The sequence below is a fragment of the Cupriavidus sp. Agwp_2 genome (assembly GCF_040784895.1).
Lineage (GTDB): Bacteria > Pseudomonadota > Gammaproteobacteria > Burkholderiales > Burkholderiaceae > Cupriavidus.
The window spans coordinates 653,784-676,883 of sequence record NZ_CP088085.1; the positions used below are offsets into that span (position 1 = coordinate 653,784).

18 protein-coding genes and 7 pseudogenes are annotated in these 23,100 nt (G+C 62.4%); 14 read left to right on the top strand and 11 right to left on the bottom strand.

Translation table 11 applies throughout. The features are described from left to right. The first annotated feature begins 212 nt into the window (after window positions 1–212). The 7 genes and pseudogenes from LPA45_RS33265 (at window position 213) to LPA45_RS33295 (ending at window position 6,995) form a co-directional block, all read left to right on the top strand. Window positions 213–1,268: a site-specific integrase gene (locus tag LPA45_RS33265; protein WP_367395165.1), complete on the top strand. Its 1,056-nt coding sequence runs from the start codon at window positions 213–215 to the stop codon at window positions 1,266–1,268. Further along, on the top strand, window positions 1,268–2,200 hold the full coding sequence (locus LPA45_RS33270; protein WP_022535032.1) for a tyrosine-type recombinase/integrase: 933 nt from the start codon (window positions 1,268–1,270) through the stop codon (window positions 2,198–2,200). The genes LPA45_RS33265 and LPA45_RS33270 overlap by 1 nt, the downstream gene beginning before the upstream one ends. Next, window positions 2,197–3,195 (top strand): tyrosine-type recombinase/integrase, encoded by a 999-nt coding sequence (locus tag LPA45_RS33275; protein ID WP_367395166.1) that lies wholly within the window; start codon window positions 2,197–2,199, stop codon window positions 3,193–3,195. The genes LPA45_RS33270 and LPA45_RS33275 overlap by 4 nt, the downstream gene beginning before the upstream one ends. A 317-nt stretch (window positions 3,196–3,512) precedes the next feature. Further along, the gene (locus LPA45_RS33280; protein ID WP_367395167.1) at window positions 3,513–4,514 is read left to right on the top strand and encodes a tyrosine-type recombinase/integrase; all 1,002 of its coding nucleotides are present in this window, start codon (window positions 3,513–3,515) and stop codon (window positions 4,512–4,514) included. A 122-nt stretch (window positions 4,515–4,636) separates the two neighbouring features. Further along, window positions 4,637–5,674, top strand: a pseudogene (gene istA, locus LPA45_RS33285) (IS21 family transposase); the annotation flags it as partial. A 21-nt stretch (window positions 5,675–5,695) separates the two neighbouring features. Then, window positions 5,696–6,490 (top strand): ATP-binding protein, encoded by a 795-nt coding sequence (locus LPA45_RS33290; protein ID WP_367395351.1) that lies wholly within the window; start codon window positions 5,696–5,698, stop codon window positions 6,488–6,490. Beyond that, entirely contained in the window at window positions 6,450–6,995 is a 546-nt protein-coding gene (locus LPA45_RS33295) for a hypothetical protein (protein ID WP_367395168.1), read from the top strand. Before LPA45_RS33290 ends, LPA45_RS33295 begins: the two co-directional genes overlap by 41 nt. On the opposite strand, the gene LPA45_RS33300 is transcribed toward LPA45_RS33295, so the two are convergent. Next, window positions 6,958–8,495, bottom strand: a protein-coding gene (locus LPA45_RS33300; protein WP_367395169.1) for an IS3 family transposase whose coding sequence is annotated in 2 segments (ribosomal slippage) — window positions 6,958–8,111 and window positions 8,111–8,495 — 1,539 coding nt in all. Because the reading frame shifts where the segments join, the coding sequence is not laid out codon by codon here. The two genes, LPA45_RS33295 and LPA45_RS33300, sit on opposite strands and share 38 nt — an antisense overlap. Window positions 8,496–8,795: 300 nt before the next feature. Between LPA45_RS33300 and LPA45_RS33305 the strand changes: the two genes are divergently transcribed. Continuing rightward, the gene (locus LPA45_RS33305) at window positions 8,796–9,860 is read left to right on the top strand and encodes a porin (protein ID WP_367395170.1); all 1,065 of its coding nucleotides are present in this window, start codon (window positions 8,796–8,798) and stop codon (window positions 9,858–9,860) included. Between the two features lie 193 nt (window positions 9,861–10,053). Next, on the top strand, window positions 10,054–10,344 hold the full coding sequence (locus LPA45_RS33310; protein ID WP_367395171.1) for a hypothetical protein: 291 nt from the start codon (window positions 10,054–10,056) through the stop codon (window positions 10,342–10,344). A gap of 186 nt (window positions 10,345–10,530) precedes the next feature. On the opposite strand, the pseudogene LPA45_RS33315 reads toward LPA45_RS33310, so the two are convergent. From LPA45_RS33315 to LPA45_RS33355, 9 genes and pseudogenes are all read right to left on the bottom strand, one after another. After that, window positions 10,531–10,902: pseudogene (locus LPA45_RS33315) on the bottom strand (bifunctional UDP-4-keto-pentose/UDP-xylose synthase); the annotation flags it as partial. Between the two features lie 50 nt (window positions 10,903–10,952). After that, window positions 10,953–11,453 carry a hypothetical protein gene (locus LPA45_RS33320; protein ID WP_367395172.1) on the bottom strand — a complete coding sequence of 167 codons (501 nt, stop codon included), beginning with the start codon at window positions 11,451–11,453 and terminating at the stop codon, window positions 10,953–10,955. Window positions 11,454–11,470: 17 nt separating this feature from the next. Then, window positions 11,471–12,364, bottom strand: a pseudogene (locus LPA45_RS33325) (IS66 family transposase). A 190-nt stretch (window positions 12,365–12,554) separates the two neighbouring features. Continuing rightward, window positions 12,555–12,713, bottom strand: a pseudogene (locus tag LPA45_RS33330) (hypothetical protein); the annotation flags it as partial. After that, window positions 12,710–12,946, bottom strand: coding sequence for a transposase (locus LPA45_RS33335; protein ID WP_367395173.1), 237 nt, complete (start codon window positions 12,944–12,946; stop codon window positions 12,710–12,712). The pseudogene LPA45_RS33330 and the gene LPA45_RS33335, both read right to left, overlap by 4 nt. A 36-nt stretch (window positions 12,947–12,982) precedes the next feature. Beyond that, entirely contained in the window at window positions 12,983–13,330 is a 348-nt protein-coding gene (gene tnpB / locus LPA45_RS33340) for an IS66 family insertion sequence element accessory protein TnpB (protein WP_367395174.1), read from the bottom strand. 91 nt (window positions 13,331–13,421) lie between these two features. Continuing rightward, on the bottom strand, window positions 13,422–13,646 hold the full coding sequence (locus LPA45_RS33345; protein ID WP_367395175.1) for a hypothetical protein: 225 nt from the start codon (window positions 13,644–13,646) through the stop codon (window positions 13,422–13,424). An 801-nt stretch (window positions 13,647–14,447) separates the two neighbouring features. Continuing rightward, window positions 14,448–14,789, bottom strand: coding sequence for a P-II family nitrogen regulator (locus tag LPA45_RS33350; RefSeq protein ID WP_367395176.1), 342 nt, complete (start codon window positions 14,787–14,789; stop codon window positions 14,448–14,450). 292 nt (window positions 14,790–15,081) lie between these two features. Continuing rightward, window positions 15,082–15,675, bottom strand: coding sequence for a hypothetical protein (locus LPA45_RS33355; RefSeq protein ID WP_367395177.1), 594 nt, complete (start codon window positions 15,673–15,675; stop codon window positions 15,082–15,084). Between the two features lie 754 nt (window positions 15,676–16,429). On the opposite strand from LPA45_RS33355, the gene LPA45_RS33360 reads away from it, so the two are divergent. Continuing rightward, on the top strand, window positions 16,430–16,822 hold the full coding sequence (locus LPA45_RS33360) for a hypothetical protein (protein ID WP_367395178.1): 393 nt from the start codon (window positions 16,430–16,432) through the stop codon (window positions 16,820–16,822). Window positions 16,823–17,823: 1,001 nt separating this feature from the next. Here LPA45_RS33360 and LPA45_RS33365 read toward each other — a convergent pair. Beyond that, window positions 17,824–18,162 carry a hypothetical protein gene (locus LPA45_RS33365; RefSeq protein ID WP_367395179.1) on the bottom strand — a complete coding sequence of 113 codons (339 nt, stop codon included), beginning with the start codon at window positions 18,160–18,162 and terminating at the stop codon, window positions 17,824–17,826. Between the two features lie 525 nt (window positions 18,163–18,687). Between LPA45_RS33365 and LPA45_RS33370 the strand changes: the two are divergent. The 4 genes and pseudogenes from LPA45_RS33370 to LPA45_RS33385 all read left to right on the top strand — a co-directional run. Further along, window positions 18,688–18,991, top strand: a pseudogene (locus tag LPA45_RS33370) (IS4 family transposase); the annotation flags it as partial. 522 nt (window positions 18,992–19,513) lie between these two features. Next, on the top strand, window positions 19,514–19,855 hold the full coding sequence (locus LPA45_RS33375; protein ID WP_367395180.1) for a hypothetical protein: 342 nt from the start codon (window positions 19,514–19,516) through the stop codon (window positions 19,853–19,855). Window positions 19,856–20,623: 768 nt separating this feature from the next. Further along, window positions 20,624–21,561: pseudogene (locus LPA45_RS33380) on the top strand (DNA-binding protein). Then, window positions 21,558–23,079 (top strand): annotated as a pseudogene (locus LPA45_RS33385) (tyrosine-type recombinase/integrase). The pseudogenes LPA45_RS33380 and LPA45_RS33385 overlap by 4 nt, the downstream one beginning before the upstream one ends. Window positions 23,080–23,100: the final 21 nt, after the last annotated feature.

Genomic DNA, 23,100 nt, shown 5'->3' on the forward strand with positions numbered 1-23,100 from the left:
CTGGCGAGTTTGCCGGAGTTTGGAGGAGACAGGCCATGTCAGAGCGGCACTGTGTTGGCAAAGCGTGGGCGACGTGTTCATGCGCGGGCCCGTTGAGCGCCCATATTGAGGGATTCGCAACGTTCCTTGGAAGGCAGGGTTATGCCCTGTCAACAGTACAGACGAAGCTACAACTACTCGTTGCTCTCAGCGGTTGGCTTCAGCGTCGCAAGATGCAAGTCACCGACCTCGACGATGAACGGCTTGGGCTGTTTCTGGCATACCACCGCCGACGTGGCACCAGGCGCGGCGATGAGCGCACCGGTTGGCAACTGCTCCTATATCTGCGCGGGCTCGGTTGCATACCGATGCCTCCTGAGTCGATCGACGACACCGCATTGGGTCTGATCGAGCGCGACTTCGCGCGATTCCTCCGTTCGGAGCGCGGGCTCAAGCCCGCTACCGTGGAGAACTACCTGCGCACGGTGCGACGCTTTCTTGTCCACCGTTTTAGGCGCCAGGAGCCGTGTCTTGACGAACTACGTCTGCACGATATTCATCGGTTTATTCTTGAACGAGCTCGCCATGTTCGACGAAGCTATGCCAAGTTGATGGTCACGGCGTTGCGTAGCTTTTTGCGCTTTCTGCATCAGCGAGGCGCCATCGCTTTGGATCTCGCTGCTGCGGTGCCGACCGTCGCGAACTGGCGGTTGTCGCACCTACCCATCTCGCTCACGAGCGATCAGATCGAACGTCTGCTCACCTGCTGTGACCGCGGAACCCTGATAGGCCAGCGCGACTTCACGATCCTTCTGTTTCTGGCCCGGCTCGGTTTGCGCGCTGGCGAAGTGGTTGCGATGACCCTGGATGATTTCGACTGGCAGGCTGGCGAGTTCGTTGTACACGGCAAAGGCGACCGCCCAGAACGATTGCCGCTGCCGCGAGATGTCGGCTCGGCACTGGTTCATTATCTCCGTTACGTTCGCCCTCCTTGCCCGACGCGGCGCGTCTTCGTCCGCATGAAGGCACCGCGATGTGGATTCTCCGGATCCGCCGCCATTTGCGATGTAGTGCGCCGAGCGCTCGCGCGTGCCGGGTTCGATCCGGCATTCAAAGGAGCCCATCTGCTGCGTCATTCGCTCGCCACAAACATGTTGCGTAAGGGTGCTTCTCTGGACGAGATCGGTCAGTTACTACGCCATGTCCAACCCGACACCACGCAGATCTATGCAAAGGTGGATATCCGGGCACTGCGAGGTATCGCGCAACCTTGGCCGGGGGGTGTCTAATGAGCACGTTACGAACCTCCCTCAATGAGTATCTTGGCGTGCGCCGCGCCCTCGGAGTCAAGCTACGTCTGACAGGCCGAATGCTGCAACGGTTCGTCGATTTTGCAGAACACGCCGGCGCCACATACATCACGACAGAGCTGGCATTGCAGTGGGCCACTCAGCCAGAGAGCGCACAAGCGCAGTGGGCGAATCGCCTCGGCATGGTGCGCCGTTTCGCGCAGTACTGCAGCGCAACTGATCCGCGCACCGTTGTGCCACCGCCGGACCTGCTCCCTTATCGACAAGCCCGGTCGTCTCCGTACATATACCGCGATGAGGAAGTCATCCGCCTCATCCATGCGGCACAACAGCTGCCGTCCATCATCGGGCTGCGGCCACTCACGTATTCCACGCTATTTGGCTTGTACGCGGTTACTGGCATGCGCACCAACGAGCCATTACAGCTTGATCGTGATGCAGTGGATCTTGCGAGCGGAGTATTGACGATTCATGGCGCCAAGTTCGGCAAGTCGCGCTACTTACCGGTCCATCCTTCCACGCAACGTGCCCTGCAGCGCTACGCCACTCGGCGCGATCGTCTGTGTCCCAACCCACAAAGCCCAAGTTTCTTCCTGTCCGACCGTGGCATTCGTCTGACCGAGTGGAGCGTACGCTACACGTTTGTCAACCTGTCGCGCCAGATCGGCTTGCGCCAAGCGGGGGACTCACGAGGGCCCCGGCTGCTGGACTTCCGCCACCGGTTAGCCATCAACACGCTGATCGGATGGTATCGCCGCGGCATCGACGTCGAGAAGCACCTGCCCGAACTATCCACCTACCTCGGGCATACGCATATCTCGGATACCTACTGGTACCTGACCGCCACTCCTCAGCTATTGCGACAAGCGTTGCGAAGGGTGGAAGGAGCAAGGGGGGGACAGCGGCCATGAACGATACATTCGGCTTCCCAGCTCTTCTGGAAGCGTTTTTTACCGATCGGCTGATGCGCCAGCGGCAAGCCAGTCCACACACCATTCTGAGCTATCGCGACACCTTTCGCCTGCTGCTGCACTATGCACAGGAACGACTTCACAAGGCCCCTTCGGACTTGACGGTGCCGGAACTCGATGCGCCTTTAATCGGCTCGTTCCTCGACCATCTCGAACAGGAACGTGAGAACAGCGCCCGCAGCCGCAATGTACGCCTGGCAGCCATCCATTCCTTCTTCCGTTACGTCGCGCTGCATGAGCCACAATACAGCGCGGTGGCTCAGCGCGTGCTCGGTATGCCGAATAAACGCTACACTCGGCGTCCAATCGAGTTCCTCACACGAGTTGAAGTTGAGGCGCTGCTGGCGGCACCGGTTTTAGACAACTGGACTGGACGACGCGATCATGCAATGCTGCTGCTCGCGGTGCAAACGGGACTGCGTGCCGCCGAACTCATCGGCCTCCGCTGCCAGGACATCGTACTCGGCCCCGGCGCCCACGTCCGTTGTCTCGGAAAGGGGCGCAAGGTCCGCTGTACGCCGCTGCGCAAGGAGACTGTCACAGTGCTGCGTAGCTGGTTGAGAGAGCGTCACGGCGCCCCCGATGATCCCGTCTTCCCCAATGCCCGGGGCACAGAACTCAGCCATGACGGACTGCAATATGTGCTTGCGAAACACCTGGCAACCGCCCGGCGTCACTGCCCCTCACTGGCTCGCAAGCACATAACGCCCCACTGCCTGAGACACACACTGGCAATGGATCTGCTACAGCACGGCGTTGGCCGTTCCGTTCTCGCCCTGTGGCTTGGGCATGAATCAGTGGAGACGACCGCAATGTACGTGCACGCCGATTTGAAGTTGAAGGAACTAGCTCTGGCGAAGACCGTGAGCGCCGGTGTGCGCCCGGTGCGGTACCAGCCCGAGGATCGTGTCTTGGCGTTTCTGAAGAGCCTCTGATTATGCCGAGTCGCATGCACTCCCAACCACGGGATTTGCCATACGGCTCGGCTATCTGTAAGAAGTACTCGGAATAATTCGCGCCGCGAGCATCTGCCTCTAATTCCGACCTCGGAATTATCGTCACAGTTTCGCCGTGGCTCGATTGCTGCGATGGTATGAGACAGGAGCGACCGTCGATCATGCCGTGCTCTGGTTATGCACTTACCTTGGTCATGCCAGCATCTCGGACACTTACTGGTACCTCAGCGGGGCGCCGGAACTGATGTCGGTGGTGGGCGCGAGGTTCGAGAATTTTGCATTGGAGGAGATTCGTCATGCGTAGCTCAGTCTCGCCCACCTTCGGCGGCCTGGTGCAGGAGTTCTTCACTGACTACATGGTGCAGCAACGAGCGCTCAGCTCCAGTACCGTAGCGTCCTATCGCGATGCCTTCTTGCTTATGTTGCATTTCGCCGAGCAACACCTCGGCAAGTCGCCATCGGCCTTGCTGTTGGCCGACATTGACGCGAAGTTCCTGGCAAGTTTCCTCGAGCACCTGGAACGAGACCGCCACAACACGGTACGCAGTCGCAATATCCGGCTGGCGGCGATACGGTCGTTCCTGCGATTCGCCGCTCGTCGCGATCTCTCGAACCTGCGTGTCATTGAGCAGGCGCTGGCGGTTCCAATGAAACGCTTCGACAGACCAATGATAGGATTCCTGTCAAGGGAGCAAATGCTGGCAGTCATGGACATTTCGACGGCGAGCTGGCTCGGTCATCGAGATCGACTGATGGTGACCTTGCTTTATAACACCGGCGCTCGGGTATCGGAGATCGTTGGTGTTCGGGTCGGCGATGTCATCCTTGGCCCGATATCCTTCATTCATCTGCATGGCAAGGGACGCAAGCAGCGTTCGCTGCCGCTCTGGAAGAGCACAGCCCGAGATGTTCGCGACTGGCTTGGCCGTAATCCGCAGCTGACCGAACGATCGCCGCTGCTGCCCACACGTCAGGGCAATGCAATGAACCGAGCCACGGTCTGTCAGCGGCTGAAGCTGGCGACCAAGGCAGCGTCGGATCGGCATCCCGAACTCGCTAACGTCAAGGTATCCCCGCACCGCATCAGGCATTCGACCGCAATGGCGATGCTGCAGTCCGGTGTATGGCCCACTGAGATTGCGTTGTGGCTCGGTCACGAGAGCCCGACGACGCACATGTACGTCGAGGCGGACCTCGAGATGAAGGAACGCGCGCTCGCTCGGTTGAATCCGCCAGATGTGAAGCGAGCTCGGTACCAGCCACCCGAGACGCTTCTGCGATTCCTGAAGTCGCTGTGATTATGTGAACCAAATGGAGGACACGCCGCGCTTCCAACCGAGCGCGGCCACTCGCTCGTCTCAGCCGGATTTACATAAAAAAGCTGTTCGCATTAGACGCGTCATGTACATAAGACCATAGCGCGTCGAACTACACCTACATCGAGGCGACCTGGTCCCAACAACTGCCCGACTGGATCGCCAGCCATGTGCGTGCCCTGAACTTCTTCGGCGGTTGCACCGAGTTGTGGGTGCCGGACAATCTGCGCAGCGGCGTGACCAAGGCGTCGCGCTACGAGCCGGACCTTAACCCGACCTATCAGGACCTTGCCAACCACTACGGCGTGGCTGTGCTGCCGGCCCGCGTACGCCGCCCCAAGGACAAATCGAAAGTGGAGAATGCGGTGTTGGTGATGTCGCGCTGGGTGCTGGCGCGCCTGCGCCATCAGCGCTTCTTCGGCCTTGGCGAACTGAACCGCGAGATGCGTGCCCTGCTGACCGCCCTGAACCAACGCCCGTTCAAGAAGCTGCCCGGCAGCCGCGCCAGCGCCTTCGCCGAAATGGATCAACCAGCCTTGCGCCCCTTGCCAGCACAGCCCTATGAGTACGCCGAGTGGAAGCTTGCCCGAGTCGGCGTTGACTACCACGTCGAGGTCGACGGTCACTACTACTCGGTTCCTTACCAACACGCACGCGAGCAGGTCGATGTGCGCGTCACCGGAGCGACGGTCGAGATCTTCCGACACGGCCAGCGGCTGGCCAGTCATGCCCACTGCGCCTTCAAGGGCCGGCACACGACGGTTGACATGCATATGCCGCGGACCCACCGCGAGGTCGCAGGCTGGAGCGCGGAGAAACTGACCAGCCGGGCTACTGCCATCGGCCCCCGCTGCACCACGCTGGTCGAACGCTTGTTGCACCAGCGGCGCCATCCGCAGCAGGCGTTCCGCAGTTGCCTGGGTGTGCTTCGGCTGGGACAGGAGTTCGGCAACGCGCGCCTCGAAGCGGCCTGCCCGCATGCGCTCAAACTCAACGCCGTGAGTTGGAAGAGCCTGCAATCGATCCTCAAGAATGGCCTGGACTTGCAGACTCCGCCGGGCGCGCAGCGCACGCTCGACCTGCCGGAGCACGAGAACCTGCGTGGCGCCCACTACTACCAATCGAACTCCATCCTGCACTGAAGCGCCAACGAAAGGAAAATGATGCTGCACCATCCCACCTACGACAAGCTGAACAAGCTGCGCCTGTTCGGCATGGCGCGCGCCTTGCACGATCAGGGCAGCCTGGACCTTGATCACCTCGGCTTCGAAGAGCGCCTCGGCCTGCTGGTTGACCGCGAGGCGACCGAGCGTGATGGGCGGCAGTTGGCTTTGCGCCTACTGCGCGCCAAGCTCAAGCCGAATACGGTTGCCGAAGACACCGACTACCGCCACGCACGAGGACTGGACAAGCCATTGTTCCAGCGCCTGCTGGCCGGGCAGTGGCTGTCTGAGAAGCAGAACGTGCTGCTGACCGGCCCGACGGGCGTGGGCAAGACTTGGCTCGCTTGCGCGCTGGCCCACCAAGCGTGCCGTCAGGGCTACAGCGCCTACTACGTGCGCTTGCCGCGCCTGCTCGACGAACTGAGCATCGGCCGAGCCGACAGCCGTTACACCAAATTGCTCAAGCAGTTGGCCAGAATTGACGCCTTGGTGATCGACGACTGGGGTCTGGCTGTCCTCGACGATGTGCACCGCCGCGATCTACTGGAGGTGCTCGACGACCGCCACAGCGCCCGTTCGACCATCGTCACCAGCCAGTTGTTACGAGCTCGACCCCGTAAGAGCTGTAATGCGTTGAACAGCTTTATGCGGAGTCCGTCGACGCGAACCCCGCTGCTGTCAGCGTCCAGCGGCTTTCCGTCTATGCATAATCGTGATGTCTTTGTTAGCCGTGTCGGCAAAACAGGAGGACATCATGTTTGCAAAGTACTTCGAATCTCAACAGAGAATAGATGAGCTTTCCGAGAATCCTGGAAGCTACCTGCTTGAGGGGTTCGCGTCGGAGTTGTGGGAGGCCGGTTTTGCAGAAATCACTGCTCGCGGACATATTCGTGCAGCTGAACATCTGCTTCACTGGACTTACAAGAACAGAATCGCATGTACAGCTCTTTCTCCCGAGGCTATAGCACGCTTCGGTAACCACCTGAAGAGATGCACCTGTTCGAGATACGATCATGCAGACCACAAAGGGTTGATGCATGGCGTAACCCTCTTTATGGATTACCTTCGGAAAGCCAGAGTCATGGAGCAATTCGATTCGAGCGCCGAGCCATTGGATCCGGATCTGTTGATTGAATTCTGCCGATGGATGCGTGAAAGGCAAGGAACGAAGAACTCGACACTGGCTACCTACAGCATCTCCATCCGGAATCTGCTCAGAAACGCGGGCACTGCGGCGCGCGTCAAGGCAGTTGTCGCCTCATTCATGCAGCCAAACGCTGTTTTTCGGCGCCTGGCTTGATACCGCTGGGCACGGCAATCTCGCGCTCCGGGTTGAGCGTGACCGTGCCGATTGGCGACCAGTCTCGCGTGTGGCGTGACCAGCGACGTGGGTTGCGCTCGCGGGCCTCGGCATAAAGCGCATGACGAGCGGCGAGAATCCTATCGTCTTGCCCGGCGTGGCGCTGTGCCGGGCTCACGTAGCGGATGCCGCTGTGCCGGTGCTCGTGGTTGTACCAGTGGACGAAGTGCGCCGCCCAACTGCGTGCCGCTGCCAGATCGGCAAAGCCCGTGGACGGGAACTCCGGGCGGTACTTGGCCGTGCGAAACAGGCTTTCTACAAAAGCGTTATCGTCGCTCACGCGTGGACGCGAATACGAAGGCTTGACGCCCAGCCAGTGCAACATCGCCAGCACCGTCGTGGCCTTGAGCGTGGCGCCGTTATCCCCGTGCAGCACTGGCTTGGCCGCCAGGGCGTGAATACCCTCGGCCAGTGCCGTGCGCTTGACCAGGTGCGCCGCATGGTCGGCGTCGTCGCGATCGTGGACCTCAAAGCCCACGATCTTGCGGCTATACACGTCCAGGATCAGGTACAGATAAAACCAGCGACCGGCAACCTCGGCCGGCAGGTAGTTCATGTCCCAGCACCACAGTTGGCGCGGCCCCGTGGCCATGTGCGTGGTGGGTGGGCGGCTTTGGCGCGGTGCCTTGGCGCGTCCTCGATGCCGGGTCTGCCCATGGGCGCGCAGCACCCGACCAAAGCTCGATTCGCTGGCCAGGTAGACACCCTCATCGGCCAGCATGGGCACGATGCGCGCCGGCGGCATGTCGGCGAAGCGCGGCTCGTTGGCAACGGTCAGAATGCGTTCGCGCTCCTCGATGCTCAGCGCATGCGCAGGCGTGGGCCGCTCGGCCCCGGGGCGGCGGTCGACGACCACCAAGCCATCGTGGGCCTTCCAGCGTTGCAGCGTGCGCACGGTTATGCCAGCTACCTCGCAGGCCAGGCGCAGGCGAGCACCGCCTGCGTGAGCGGTTTCGATATGGCGGACCATCGTGTGGCGATCTTCCAGGCCGATCATGCGTCCTCGTCCTCGTCCTCGTCCTTGTCCTTCGGGAAGATCCCCTCGAGCTTTTTTGAGAGTATCAACAGGGCGGCTGCTTCGGCCAAGGCCTTCTCCTTGCGGCGCAGCTCGCGCTCGAGCTCCTTGATCCGGCGCCGATCGGCCTTTGTCTCACGATGGGTGGCGCGCGCATCCTCGGGCTCAGCCAGCGCCTGCGTGGCGGCAGTGCGCCACTGCTCCAACTCCTGCGGATACACACCGTTCTCACGGCACCAGGCGTTCTTGCTGGCCTCGTCCATCGCAGCCGTCGCCAGCACCGCCTCAAACCTGGCCGCCGCTGTCCATGCCCGCTCGCGAGCGGGCATGGACATAGCGTCCGCACGCCAGCGCTCCAGCGTGGCCACTGCCACACCCAATTCCCTTGAAACCACTTCCACCGCCGCACTCTCCGGCGGTAACAACCGTGCTACCGCCCGGTCCTTGAATTCTTGTCCGTAACGAGCCCACTTCTATCCCTTATCGCCCCCAGGGTTCAAATTCTATTGGGGCGACATCTATTCTGCCGCGGGGGGCTAGCATAATGCGAGTTCCACTAGGGGCGCATGTCCTGATAGAGCTTCAGCAAGTCCTATCATCAAAACGTCGACTGTCGCAGATAAACCACGATAAGTGCTGTGTAATTTCCTCGCAATCTTTCAGTCATCTACCGATTTCTATACTCGGGCGCACGAATTTAGTCACTGACTTAACGAGGAGAAGCAATGAAGATTTGTCGCATAGCAGCCGCAACGTTCGGCCTGTTCGCCAGCACGGCATTCGCTCAGTCCAGCGTTACGCTCTACGGTGTCGCAGATGCCGGCATTGAGTACCTCAGCAATGTCCCGTCTGCCTCGGGCGGATCGAGCCAGGTTCGAATGACGTCTGGCAACATGTCAACGTCCCGCTGGGGTATTCGTGGGGTTGAAGATCTTGGTGGCGGACTACAGGCGATCTTCGACCTCGAAAGCGGCATCTCCGTCGACACCGGTGCGCAGAATAACAGCACCAGGCTCTTTGATCGTGGCGCTTTCGTTGGTCTGCGCAGCAAGTACGGAACGCTCACCTTGGGCCGTCAAACGACGCCTTTGTATGATACTGCCATTCAATTAGACCCGATGGGCTTCGCCCCTCGCTACTCGCTCTTTAAGAGCGACGACGTCCTCGCAGGCCGCGCAGACAATGCCATCAAGTACCGTGGATCATTTAGCGGCCTGACGGCATCCGGCCTGTACAGCTTCAGTCGAACAGGCGGCGGCGAGGTTCCGGGTAACTACAAAGTTGACCGCAACCTTGGCGTCTCCCTGATGTATGAGGCGGGCGCATTCGCCGTGGGTGCTGTGTACGACCAGTTTGAAGGCACTACGGTTGCGACCGCCAACCAAAGAGACCGCCGTGCTCTGATTGGCGCAAGCTACGCCATTGGTCCAGCGAAGGCATATATCGGCTATCGTTGGTACAACGGTAACGTTGGAACGCTGCCAACCAACCGCTCGAATCTCTACTGGGCAGGCCTGCGCTACAGCCTGACGCCAGTTCTGACGCTTGTCGGTGCGGCGTACTATACGGATACACGCGACTCGAATGCAGATCCGATCATGTTCGTAGCGTCAGCAGACTATGCGCTTTCCAAGCGCACGGACGTCTACATGAACGTGGGATATGCACTGAATCGCGGCAACTCCCAGTTGGGCATGAGTGGCTTCAACTCGTCAACGGGCGCGCCCAACAATGTCGTTCCTGGTAAGGACCAGACCGGGGCGGTCATTGGCGTGCGTCACAAGTTCTGAGGTCTTGAAGGAATCGACACTCCCTTGTCAACGCAAGAGAGTTTTTGGCCTCCTCTTGGGGGTCATTTTTTTGCAGACCTTCCTGGAAAATGACGGGATCGTAATCAATGAGTCATTTGTTAGTGGGTAGGCACCCCTTACACTTGAATCATGGTGAGACAAGACTCGGCAACACGACTAGGAGAGAAAGGCCATGAAAGCAATCCACACTGCCATTTTTGCTGCGGCAGCTTCCATTCTGACAATCGGTTCCGTGCACGCGGCAAACGCTTCGCTGAATGTCGCTGCCACCTACGATAACGGTCAAATCCACCGGCCCCGCGATTCCTTCACGGACGGTGCCCGTTCTGCAACCAATGACGTGTATGCAGGCGGGGCTCGCATTGACAAGCGCGACGTATTCAGCGATGGCGCACGCATCGGGCCTCGTGATACCTTTACGGACGGTGCACGTATGCTGATGCCGGACACTAACTATCTGTAAGTGTCGAGTCCACTGTGCCGCGCTGTAGCGCCACGTTTGGACGCGACAGACTTGGTTGACTCGCCACCTCATGGTGCCCTTTCGCCGCTATGTAGCGAAGGCTTCGAGACCTGCCCTAAAGGCAGGTCTCTTTTTGTGTAATGCCAAATTCCGAGACGCTCGACCCTGGGTGAAGGGGCGGGCCTCTTATTGCCCTACCAGCGTGCGCGCGTCGGTTACATGTCCACGATACGCCTCGAAAATCCGGCGCAGCGCCTGCTGCATGCTGACCTCTGGCTTCCAGCCCAGCTCTTCGATGGTGTTGTCGATCTTCGGCACACGGTGCTGGACGTCCTGGTAGCCCTTGCCGTAGAAGTCGCCCGACGAGGTCTCGATGATCCGCGTCTTGCGCGCTTCCTCGGCGTACTCGAGATAGTCCGCGGACATCTTCAGCATCATCTCGGCCAGCTTGCGCACCGAATGGATATTGGCCGGGTTGCCAATATTGAAGATATTACCGCTGGCGACGCCGTTGGGGTTCTCGATGATGCGCATCAGCGCGCTGATGCCGTCCGAGATATGTAACCGTCAGCGGAACCCGTCCGGCGAGCAGCGGTAAGCGGTGGGAGCTACAGGTCGACGACCTTGCGCAGTAGCGCGAAGGAGACACGCCAGTGGCCTTCGTTCGGGTCGCACTCAATGGAGGCGGTCTTCTGGTTGACGCGCACAATGGTGCCGATGCGCTCGCGCAGGTGCTGGTCGGTGAAGCTGACGGTGTCGCCGACCAGGAAGTTCGCACGCTGCGCCCGGGGCGGGGGTGGCGGTGAAGCATGCGGCGGTTGCTGCGCGGCGGTAGTGGGCTCGGCGAGCACGGCGGCGTAGGGCAGGATCCAGTGGCGGCCGCTGGTGGTGTCCTGGACCACCGCCTGGGTCTGACGCAGCTCGAGGATGCGCCCCTGGCGCACCGGCTGGGTGAGATCGTCGGCGACGTAGCCCACAGTCATACCGATATGCAGGTGCCTGCGGACCTCGAGGATACGCTTGGGATCGTTGATCATTCGCCCGATGGTCAGATACAGGCGGTACAGGTCGGCACTTGGGGCCAGGCGCAGGGCGTCAAGGATGTCCATGACGCGCAGTGTAGCGGTTAGCGCGCCAGCGGCAGCAGTTCGTGGACCTGGCTGATCGGGTGGGCCGGCAGGCGCTCCAGCGTATCCTTGAGCCAGCCATAGGGCTCGATGCCGTTCAGGCGGCAGGTCCCGAGCAAGGAATACATCGTGGCCGCGGCGCGCCCGCCGCGCGGTGAGCCCGCGAACATCCAGCTCGCCCTGCCGAGGGCAATCGGGCGGTTCGCGCGCTCGAGGCGGTTGTTATCGGGCTCGAGGATGCCGCTCTCGGTGTAGCGCACCAGCGCCTGCCAGTGCCGCAGCGCGTAGCCGAAGGCTTGCGCCAGCGGCTGCCTGGCGAGCAGGCCGTGGGCATTACCCTGCAGCCACTGGTGGAACTGCGCCAGCAGCGGCACAGCCTCGGCCTGGCGCACCGCCAGCTTGTGCTCCGGTGACTTGTCCTTGATGCCGGCTTCGATGGCATACAGCTTGGCAATCCACGCCAATGCCTGCGCGGCCAGCCCTGGTGTCTTCTGGGCCTTGGCGATCTCGAAGAAGCGTCGGCGGCAATGCGCCCAGCATCCGACCTAGAAGATCCGGCCGGTACGGTAAAGCGCATCGTGGCCGCTGTAGGCATCCGCCTGCAGGTAGCCATGATAGTCGCGCAGGAAGTTCAGGGGATGGGCGCCGGCGCGGGATTCGGCGAACTCGAACAGCACCGCTGGCGGGTGGTCGACCCATAAGCCGTTCTCCTGCCGCTGCCCGGCCCCGAGGTAGCCCCATAGATAGGCCTGCCGCGTGGTGGCGCGCCCGCGCTCGAGTAGTGGCAGCGTGGTGTCGTCCAGATGCAGGCGCGGCGCCTGCAGGACGTGGTTGCGCAAGGGCGGCAGCAGCGTTGCCAGCAGCTCGGCAGAAGCCAGCTTCCATTCGCACATAGCGCGTCTCCTGCCGATTGATCGGCAGGTGGTCCACGAAGGTGTCGACCTGGATGCTGGCCAGCAGCCCGGCGCTGGCGTTGCTCTTGGGCAGCGGCGAGGGCTGCGCGGCGGCGGTCACGATGGTGGACTCGCCATCCTTGGTGGCCACATACTTGAAGCGGACGTGCTCGATCACGCTGAGCCGGGCCGGCTCGTAGTGCAGCGTCTCGCTGCGCTCCTCGCCGATGCGCTCCAGGGTGTCGAAGCTTGCCTTCTGCGCCTCGGACAGGTCGTATTCGATGCGCGTGCGCGGCAGGTCCTTGGGCAAGGCCGGGCGGCCCTTGCGGGTGTGGCCAGCCACCTTCACCTGCGCGTCGCCGGCGGTGTCGGCAGGTCCAGCGGTTGCGCAAAGAGTTTGACCTGCCCCGGCAGGCGCTCGGAACTTGCGCCGAACTGCGCGCGGTTAAGCTGTGCGATCTGGTGCTTCAGGATCTCGAGCTGCTCCCACAGGGTGCGGGCGAGCCGGTTCTGCTCCAGCGGAAGGGCGCGTACCGCGTCGAGATCGGCAGGCAGATCGGAGGGGGTCAGGACGGCAAGCACGCTGCCATGATGCCCGGGTATCGCAGCGTTTACAAGCTACATGACGCGCGTGGCCTGCACCGTGCGGTGGGGGCGAAGCGCCAGAATCTCGATGCCTTCGAGCCAGGCGTTCAGTTCGGCCAGCGAGAAGGCGCGCTGGGCGAACGCCGCCGGCGAGGGAAAGCGGCGGCGCTCGAGTCGCTTGTACCACAGCGCGAAGCCGGTACGGTCCCAGTAGAGGATCTTGACCTTCGAGCGGTCGCGGCCAACGAAGACGAACAAGTGGCCCGACAGCGGGTCCTGTGCCAGCAGCGGCTGCACCAGGTATGACAGACCGTCGATGGACTTGCGCATGTCGACCGTGTCGCGGCAAATGAAGGCCCGCACATCGCCGGTGATCAGCACCGTCCGCCTCCCAACTGCCCGAGCACGAAGCGTACGATGCGCTCGGCATGCGCGCCGGTCAACTCGATGCGGGCGCCGGCCAGCGCGACCACTACCTGGTCACGCCCCCCGTGTCGGACAGCGGCAGTGTGGCAGACGCCGCCGCACTCGTGCCCGCCGCGATGAACGCCGTCTCAGCGGTCACGGTCAGCGGCGCCACAGCCGGCCGTTCGCGCTCCACGCGCTTGCGCCACAGGCCAAAGGTGCTGACTGCCAGGCCCTGCTGTCGGCAGAACGCGCGGATGCTCAGCCCGCTGTCGTGCCACTGCGCAAGCATCTCCCGCCAGAAGGCTTCGTCATGCCGGTAATACCGTAATACCTCGCCCCTTCGCGTCCGCTACCGTCATCTCGTTGTTCGGCCACTGCTTCACTCCCATATGCCGTGAAGCCGCTACCTTCTCACCGTCACTACCGCCTCGCCAGACGGGTTCCGCTGACGGTTACGGCGGAACTGGCCTGTCGGCCGAGACCGGGCTGCCCGGCTGGAGGCGGAAGCGCCCGGGCGCTGGACGCTCTATGTCTGCGGCAAAGGCGCAAGACGCGGGCTATCCCGCTGCCGACTCGGTGCGTGGCGGTGCTGCGCGCCTACCGGCGCGCCCGCGGCCTGCCGGCCGAGCCGCCGCCGCACGAGGCGCTGCCGGTGATTCACGGGCACAAGGGCGAAGCGTTGCAGCAGGCAGGCGGGAGGTCAAGGCGATCTTTGCCGCCGTGGTCGATGGCCTGCAGGCACACTACCCGGCGCAGGTGCTGTTGCTGCGCGCTGTGGGTCCCCGCATTGGTTGCGCCCCGCCTATGCGCGCACGCTGGTGGTCGACACCACCTGCCGCTGCCCGCCACCCAGGCGCTGCTCGGGCATGCTCTCGGTGCAGACCACGGCGGCATATGCCAACACCGATCAGACGAAGTTGCGTGCCTTCGTCGATGCCACGTTTACTGACGATGTGCCGTAGCTATCTATCGGACCGATGTATCGCTGGTCTGTCTTGAGGGGCGGCCGGGATATTGGGCTTATGCTCTGCAGCATAAGGCTGGATCCCGGCCAACCCTCATTCCTGCTTCGAAATCGAGAAATAATGCTTTAGACAGCAGCGTCGCCGCGCTCGCCAGTCCGGATCCGCAGAATACTCTCCACGCCCAAAACGGCGATCAACCCATCATGGCGGTTACCCGTATAGGCCGCTGTGCGAATGGCGTTGATGATGTTGTCCGAGTCCTCATCGGCACAGAACATAATCACGACGACTTGATCATGAGCGTCTGGATTCCACTCCACGTCAGTGAAAGCATGGTGGGGACCGGTCCCCCGTGGATGCCCATGCGCACGAAACCACGTAAAACCGGGCAAATGGCTGGTTTCATGCAGGGCAGCCTCGACGCTCTCCAAGCGATGCGGAGGGATAACCGCGATGATTTGCTTCATGGCTGCGCCCCCTTTGCGGTGCGACTGCTTGATAATTATTGGTCACGAAATGCCGTTTGTCCACGCGCACCAATAGCACCGGCTGAGGTGATTCTGGAGGAGCGGCGATGCCGGCACTCCATCCGTATCAGATGGGACCCTGGCGCGCCGCGAGGCGGCGCCCTCTCTCGAGTTGCTGTGTCGCCGCCCTCCGCCATGCTTTCTCACACCTGTCGGTCGGGCTCATCTCGCCCTCTCCTCCTCCATCCGGAAGTTGCCGACCTTGACCACTACATTGGGCCTTGGTTGAATCTCATAATACCTCTTGGAGGGCGTAGGCCAAGTAAATAAGCACCCAGAAAGCTATCCACACTCCAACAATGAACCTTCGAAAAGCTGATGCGCAATCGGCCAGCGCCTTGTCACGAAATTCTTCAGCCATACGCCGACGCTTGTACTGTTCTTCTCGAGGCCGTTCTCCAGAAGCCGCCCAGCTATAAACATCACAGTAGGCATCTTGACTCTGATAGCGATTGAGGAAAGCTGAGGCAGCTGCGCGGACACCTAGGGAAAAGGCCGCCAGTACAGCAGCGATACCCGCAAGACCCAACATCGGAATGCCGGTTCTGGACATAACTACACCCAATAAAACCAGCGCCATCACTGCACCGCCACCGTTAATCAAGATTGCCGCGCATACAGTCGTTTGGCCCGCGTCCGTCGCACCCTTAAAGCTTTCAGCAGGATCTGTCGCTCGTGCGGACATCACAAGTCCCAGCCGATTTCCTTCACGAAGCTTTGTTCCTTCTGGACTCTGGATTGCGAGCAATCTTCGCTCCTCGTCCAGGAAGGCCTTAATAGCAGCGGGCGAGACGATTGTGTGCCCCTTCTTCTGAATCACTTCCAAAGCCGATTCCAAGTCTCGGATAATGTCTTCACACAACATATTCCCCCCAATTCTCCGCGCGGAAGGAACCACGAGTTCACCGGCCCCTTCTTTCGAGACGTGAACGCCGCGAATTCAATATTCAATAAACTGTCGAGAACAGGATCATACTAAGAATTCCTGTCGTATTAAACTTTCGTCTTCCTTGCAGTAGACAAATCCGAGTTTAATTGTCGCTTAGGATAAAACGATTCGCTAGATAAATTACAGTTTTGTAATCTGATCGCAATCTTATTGCAATGACATCCGCGAAAAATTAAGAGTGTGATCAAACCGGCACATGGCCTCCTGCCGCTTTCGGCTTTATTTTTAAGCTTGCTGCGACATAGCCTAACGAGTTAGCCGATTGGTTTGCGGAAGTCAGCGGCGTCCCGAGAGCAACTTCTTCCGCCGCTAGTCCACGCGGAACATTCGTGCTCCCGAAGCATTCGCAAACTCAGCCTGCCAAAACAGAGCCTAACCGGGACGTGGGCATCTGGTTCTGAACTCATTCGAGGCGCCGGTCAGGTACTGGTCCGCCGCTGGATAACCGCCAGCTGTCCGTGCGATTACATTCTGTATCGAGCCAGTCAAGGCCAATCGCTGAATAATAAAATGGTGAATGTGGCGGGATCCAATATGGACGCTCCGGCTTCTTGGGGTTAGTCTGAGTCCTATCTGCATTGTCATGCTTACGCAGCATGGCACGAGTCGTCGGCTAACTCAGGAGCGATCCATGAAAGTCGGAAGGCTGCTGGTCTTGCTCGGTGGCGCGGCAATGGGAATTGCGCCCGGTTCAATTCGCGCCATTCAGCTCGGCTGGGAGCCCATGCAAGACCTCAGCAGTAATTGGTGGCTGAAGTGCGACGGCGGTCCGGCTGTTACCCCGCCCGCGACGTGGCCAGCCTTGAGCCAGAAATCGGAAACTGGGTCGCTGTACTATACGGCGCAGCGGGACAAGGAAATTCTCCAGTATGTGCTTGCCGTGAATCCGCGGCACCGCTTATTCAAGCACGGCAACAGCGCCGGGGCCCCGTCGACTAGTGCCAATCCCAAGCCATCGCGCGATCCAAAGCGGCAGAACGAAGACTGCGCCCCGACCCGACCGGCGACACCGCAGGAGTCTTGACGGCCACTTTCGGCACGCGCGTCGGCACATGCCAACGCAGTATCTACCTGTGCAATCGGGCCCCGGCTGGCTCATTGCTGGGATCTTGTCCCGTACGCCACTTCGCCACTGAAGATTTTTTGGTGTTCGGCGACAACATCCGGGCCATCGCCAGCCAGATGACGACGCCCACGCCTGGCAGGCACCGCCGCAGAGGAAAGCGAGAACAGGACAGTCAGTCGCATGGCTAGGAATCTGGGCGTCTCGATCCCGAGGTTGTACCGCGGAGTGCCGGCTTCCGGCCACGCTGAACAAAAGTGGGGAATTGAGAACGCTGACAACCCTTCCCCCGCGACAAGCGTTCGGCGCCATGTCGCGTTGGACCGCGCCCCGTAGAGATGTCAGGCAAGCAAACGCGAGCGAAATACACGCAGGAATACAAGTTGGAGGCGGTTCGCCAGCTGGCACGCGGCACAGCGTAAAAAGGCCGCATAACTCGGGAGCTAAGAGCTACACCAAACAGGGGCAACATCAGGGCGTGGCGCCTTCCGAGGCGGTGGTACGTCCAGGAATTATTCCGCCGCGCGAAGAGGGGCGGCGTGGTTCCGTGGGGTTCGTCGCAACAGTGGGCTGTCGGCGCTACGTCTGCACCCTTCGCGACCGTGCTCGGCCTGATGCTCGTGAGTGTGGCCAATTCGCACTGACCGACGCTTCTACCCGTCGCAGGTTGGAAGCACTGGACGAGATCAGGGTGACCTTGAGTAGCACGGAATCCAGAGCATCGGGACGTCGACCCACGGATGCTGGCGCCGAAGTTCACGGTCGAGCAGCGCTGCACTGTGAAGGTCTTCTGGGGTGGAAGCAAAGTTGGTTTCATGACTTCGGTTCTCCGTCAGCCAGTTCTGCAGGCCCTGGTCAAGTCTTGCGCCGTGCGAGCGCGCGCACGGCGCCAGGGCGTCACGCGGCGCGTGCGACGTGGCCAATGCCTGCCGCTCCTGGTGCCGGCGAATCGGGAGCCGGTCTCACAGGTTTGCCTGCCAATGTGCCTGGCGTTGCCGCAGGTTGACATGTATTGACGGCATTCGGGGAGTTTGCAGTTGCGTCTGGTCTGGCATGTCGTCCGGACCGACCGCCTGATCCTGGCAAGCGGCATTGAGCGCCTTGTAATCCTCGACGATCTGCTGCCAGGTTTGGGCATGTTCGCGCCAGAGCGGGACGGCGATCGTCATGACCGGCACCCCGATAACCAGCATGCCGGCGACGAAGGCCGCCAACAGCGTGCCGAACAGTTGGGCCGACGTCAGCCGCAGCACCGCGACGGGCACGGCTTCCGCGCGGGGCGGGGTCTGCGTGTCAATCATTGTGGCTCCAAGAATCTGCATGTGGGCCAAGTAGGCGCCAAAACAATCTGCGCCACTGTGCCAATCTGCTGCAAGCGCTGCAGCAAAGCGAACGGGACAGCGTGTCTGTGGACCGCGCATGTCCATGACGTTCCGATCCCAACGGAAGGCGCCACCCGTGGCGACACAATCCATGCAGGGCCCGATCTTTGGATTTCGTTGAAGCTGAAGGTGGTTTCGGCGAACGTGACCAAGGAACAACGGTGGTACTGCGTTCAGGAGATTGTAGCGTAGGTGATCGAGGTGATCGCAATGATCGTCTGTTAGCGTCGGTCGATACGCGCTTGCACATGGACTTGTCCTTTGCGGGATATTGTGCGACTCGTTGGACCAGCAGAGCCAAAATGGTGTTAGCGAGCGTCGGAGCGTTGAATCACTGCGCCCAATGCTCGATTGGGAGTTGACGACTGACCACGATCGTCGAGCCATGCCGATAAGCTCATCAAAGACTTCGCGCACATGACCGCGTGCGCTCTCGGTTGGCTCCTGCAGGCCGCAATCGTTGACACGATGGGCGTCAGTTGGGCAGCGTACCTGATGCGGCTTGGCAGGACCTGCCCGGATCGGATGCTGCGTTGTTCTTCGCCCCGGATAAAATCCGTGGTGCTTATCTGCTGACGAAACGTCCCTGATCGGCCCCCCACGGCTCAACGAGGTGTTGCGACTGATTATGCGACTCGGCGGCTTTCTGGCCCGCACGGGCGACGGCGAGCCAGGTGCACAGGCAATCTGGACCGGGCTGCAGCAAGTAATAATCGCCACTCAGATCTTACAGGCGCTTCGGGATTGAAGGCTTCACGTTCTGTTCTGTATAAGGAGATGAGTTTAGGCTGGTCCGGTTCGATAGTGCATTAGTCAAATCGCTCGACCGTTACTTTTTGTAATGCGATGCAGGGCGCTGGCTTTCCCAGCGGGCATGAACGCAACGCGGACAGCGTCCGCGCGGAGGACAACTTCCAGAAGGACGAGGAAGCCGGCTGAAAGTAGAGGCGGGTTCGGTAACCTCGTGATTCATGTTTGCCAGTTGCAGAACTTACGGATTGTCACGACTTGTGGGTCAACTCGGACGCCGACCGTACCGTTTTATCCAGACGATGGCTTGTGGAACGCAACTTCGGCTGGGCCAATCGCTTTCGCCGGCTCGCACGAGGCTATCAAGTTTGCCAGAAGCCCAGGCCGGCTCGGCCGCGACCCACACGCCATACCGATTGCCGAAAGCTTGCGACACTGCGGTTACAAATCCTTACGGAATTCGCGCAAAGACGATTGCCGCAAACCAGTACAGTTACGCTCGTCCAGAGTCGAGGAAAAAATGAAGCAGCTTGTATTGATTGCGGCATTCGGTGGAGCACTTCTCACAATTGCTCCCGCTGCCCAAGCGCGTGTAAATGTCGACATTGGCATCGGAATTCCCGGTGTCGTCTACGCGGAACCGGCGCCGGTCTATGTTGCGCCCCAGCCGGTGTATGTAGAGCCCCAACCGGTTTATGTAGCGCCCCGGCCCGTGTATGCTCCTCGCCCAGTTGTTGTCGCTCCTGCGCCCGTCTATGCGCCCTACTGGCGCGGACGCGATTATGACGATGACGACCAGGGCGAGCGGAGGTGGCGCGCGCGTGGCCACCACGGACACGGGCGACATGGGCACGACGACTGATAGGACCTGGCAATTCCAATAGGAGCCCCAAGCGTGCGCGGGCCGAGCCGGTGCTCGGTGGCGGCCGGTGACATGACGTCGGTCCTTACTGCAATCGCCAAGGCCAAAGCGAGGGTTGGCCAGCCAGCCCAGCAGCACGCTGATGATCAGGCCGGAGATCACCACCAGCGCCAGGTAGCGCTGGGAACCACTGATGGCCTTGGCATCGACGGCAAAGGCGATCACCCAGCGCCGGCCGCCGAAATCCCGCACCACGCGCTTGACCAGGTCATGCTGGCCCGCGCCCGGAACGGCCTGGCCGTCCGCCAGTGCCGTCGCGCCATGCGCGGCACTGGCGTGGACGGCGCTGCCGCCTACGGCCTGGCTGCGTCCCCGCGCGGCCAGGCCGGTCACACTGTCATAGAGCAGGTTAGCGGCGGAGGAGGGAACCGCCGCCTCCGTGAAGTCTCCGGCGTCATATAGGGGGTCCCTTTGATTCCCGTGCAATTTACCGGGTTAGCCAGCCCTAGCAGCCATGCGGGTTTCCGGGCGATGCCTGCCTGAAACCCCAATCAAATCAGTCATTTGCTGACTGGTCCTTTTCCTCTGCTTATGGAACGTTGACCATCCGCGGCGCGCGGTCAGGCGCGCCCGCGGGGCGTGCGATCGGCTGTTTCGGCAAGATAATAAGCTTTATCGGTCTTCGAATGTCGCTATCCATGGAGAAGAAGCCTTTCTAACGTTAGCAGCGTGCGTAAGATATGGTGCAATTTGCTCCCGGACACCGCCATGCCCCGCGCCGCCGCCACCCCCGAACAGATCCGCGCCACCGTGCTGGCGATGCTCACCGAAGCCGGCGACGCGGCCCCGCCCACCGCCGCGCGCTTCCGCCGCGTGGTCTCGGTGCGCAAGCTGCGCGCCCGCCTGGGCGGCGGCGACCCGGCCACGCTGTCGCGCACGCTCAATGCGATCGAGGCCGAGGTGGTGCGCGCGGGCCTGGCCGAGCTGGCGTTGCCCGAGCTCCCGGTGGAGATCGCCGAACAGATGCGCGCGCTGTGGCAAGCCGCGGTCGCGGTGCAGCTCGACGACGTGGTGCGCCTCAAGCGCGAAGCGCAGGCGGCAGTCGAGGCCGCACAGGCAGCGCGCGCCGAGGCCGAGCTGCGCATCGAGCTGCTGCGCCAGGAACTCACGGAAACCCGCCAGGCGCTCACCGCACGGGACACCGAACTAGCCGAAGCGCGCGCCGCGCTGGCCACGATGACCACCCGCGCCGACCAGCTCGCCAGCCGGGTCGGCCAACTGGACACGGAACTGGCAGCCGCGCAGGAACGCATTGCCGCCGGCGAGCGGTCCCGCGCCGAGGCAGTCGCCACCATCCAGGCGCGCTACGAGGCGCTGTCCAGGCAGCTGTTGCAGGAAACCGCGCACCAGCGCGACGCGGTGCAGGCCGAGCGCACGCACTGGCCTCGCAGCTCAAGTTCGCCGAGCGGCGCCTCGCCGCGCTGGAGCAGGAACGCGAGCGGATCGGCGCGGACCTGGCCAGTGAGCGGGCGGCGCGCCAGACCGCCGCGGGCGAGGCGAGCGCGCTCAAGGCCGTCACCGCCAGCCAGCGCGCCCAGCTTGATGAACTACTGCGCGCGACCTTGGCCGCCGCGCCATCACCGACCAAGGCGCGCGCGCCTACGTCGACGCGTAAGCCGGCCGGCAAGCGGACCACCCAGCCATGAACCCGGCCGACTGGATCGACACCGCGGCGGTGCCGCCGCGCGCGCTGCCGGCTGCCGTTGGCGTGTCGCTCGCCTACCTGGCCGAGGCGCTGGGGCACCCGGTCTACGCGCACTGGACGCTGGCACGCGTCAAGCGGCGCTACGGGTCGCTGGCCGAGGCCAAGGCCGCGCAGCCGGCCGTGCTCAAGCTGCTGCTGGCGCACGATGGGGTGATCGAGTACTGGGAGCGCGGGCGGTTGCGCACGGTGCCGGCAGACGAAGCGCCCAGTCCTGCGACGGTGCTGACGCGGCTGCTGCATACCCACCGGCGCCGCTTCCGGCAAGTGTCATCCACGTCGACGGTGACGGTGGACGGAGCCGAGCTGGTGACGGCGCCGACCGCGCCAAACCAATGGCTAGCCACCCAAAGCCCGGACGAGCTGGCGTGGCTCGCGCGCGCTGGCCGTTTCGCCCAGCCGCACGCCGCCGCCAACGCGCTCGGCGCCGCCGACGACGCGCAGGCGCTGGCGCTGTTCCTGCGCGACCGGGCCGGGCGCTCGCCGCACACGCAGCGCGCCTATGGCGCCGAACTGCGCCGCGTGATGCGCTGGTGCGGCGCGCGCGGCCTTGGCCCCGCTGTCGGACCTGACACGCCAACAGCTGCTCGCCTACCGGCATGCGCTGCAGCACGGCGGGCGCAGCGCGGCTGAGACCTCGCCGTCAGTTGGACACCTCAGCGAGGCCACCCGCACGCGCGCGCTGGCGGTGGTGGCGAGCTGCTACCGCTACTGGTACGACACCGGCTACCTGCACGCCAACCCGGCCGCAGGCCTGTCCGCCGGCGGCCGCGCGCGGGCCGGCTTCGCGCCGACGCGGCTGATCCCGCCGGCGCTGCTGGCCGCGTGCGACGCGTGGCTCGATGGGCCGGAGCCTGACGCCGCAAGCAGGCTGACGGCACAGCGGCGGCGCGCGATCTGGGCGCTGTACCGCTACGCCGGCGTGCGCCTGGCCGAACTGGCCTGGTCGGCCGCGACCGGCCTGCCGCGGCTGGAGGCGGAAGCGCCCGGGCGCTGGACCCTCTATGTCTGCGGTAAGGGGCGCAAGGTGCGCGCCATCCCGCTGCCGACCCCGTGCGTGGCGGTGCTGCGTGCCTACCGATGCGCCCGCGGCCTGCCGGCCGAGCCACCCGTGCACGAGGCGCTGCCGGTGATCCACGGCCACAAGGGCGAAGCGCTGCAGTCGGCGGGCCTGTACCGCGAGATCAAGGCGATCTTTGCCGCCGTAGCCGATGGCCTCCAGGCGCACGAGCCGGCGCAGGCGTTGCTGCTGCGCGCCGCCTCCCCGCACTGGCTGCGCCACGCCTACGCCCGCACGCTGGTGGTCGACCACCAGGTACCGCTGCCCGTCGCGCAGGCGCTGCTCGGCCACGCCTCGGTGCAGACCACAGCGGCGTACGCGAAAACCGATCTGGGCCAATTGCGCGACTTCGTCGAGCAGACGTTTGCCGAGCCCAAGCCGCCGCCCGAACCCGAAGCGTGACCCTCTGGCGGTGTGAGTCGG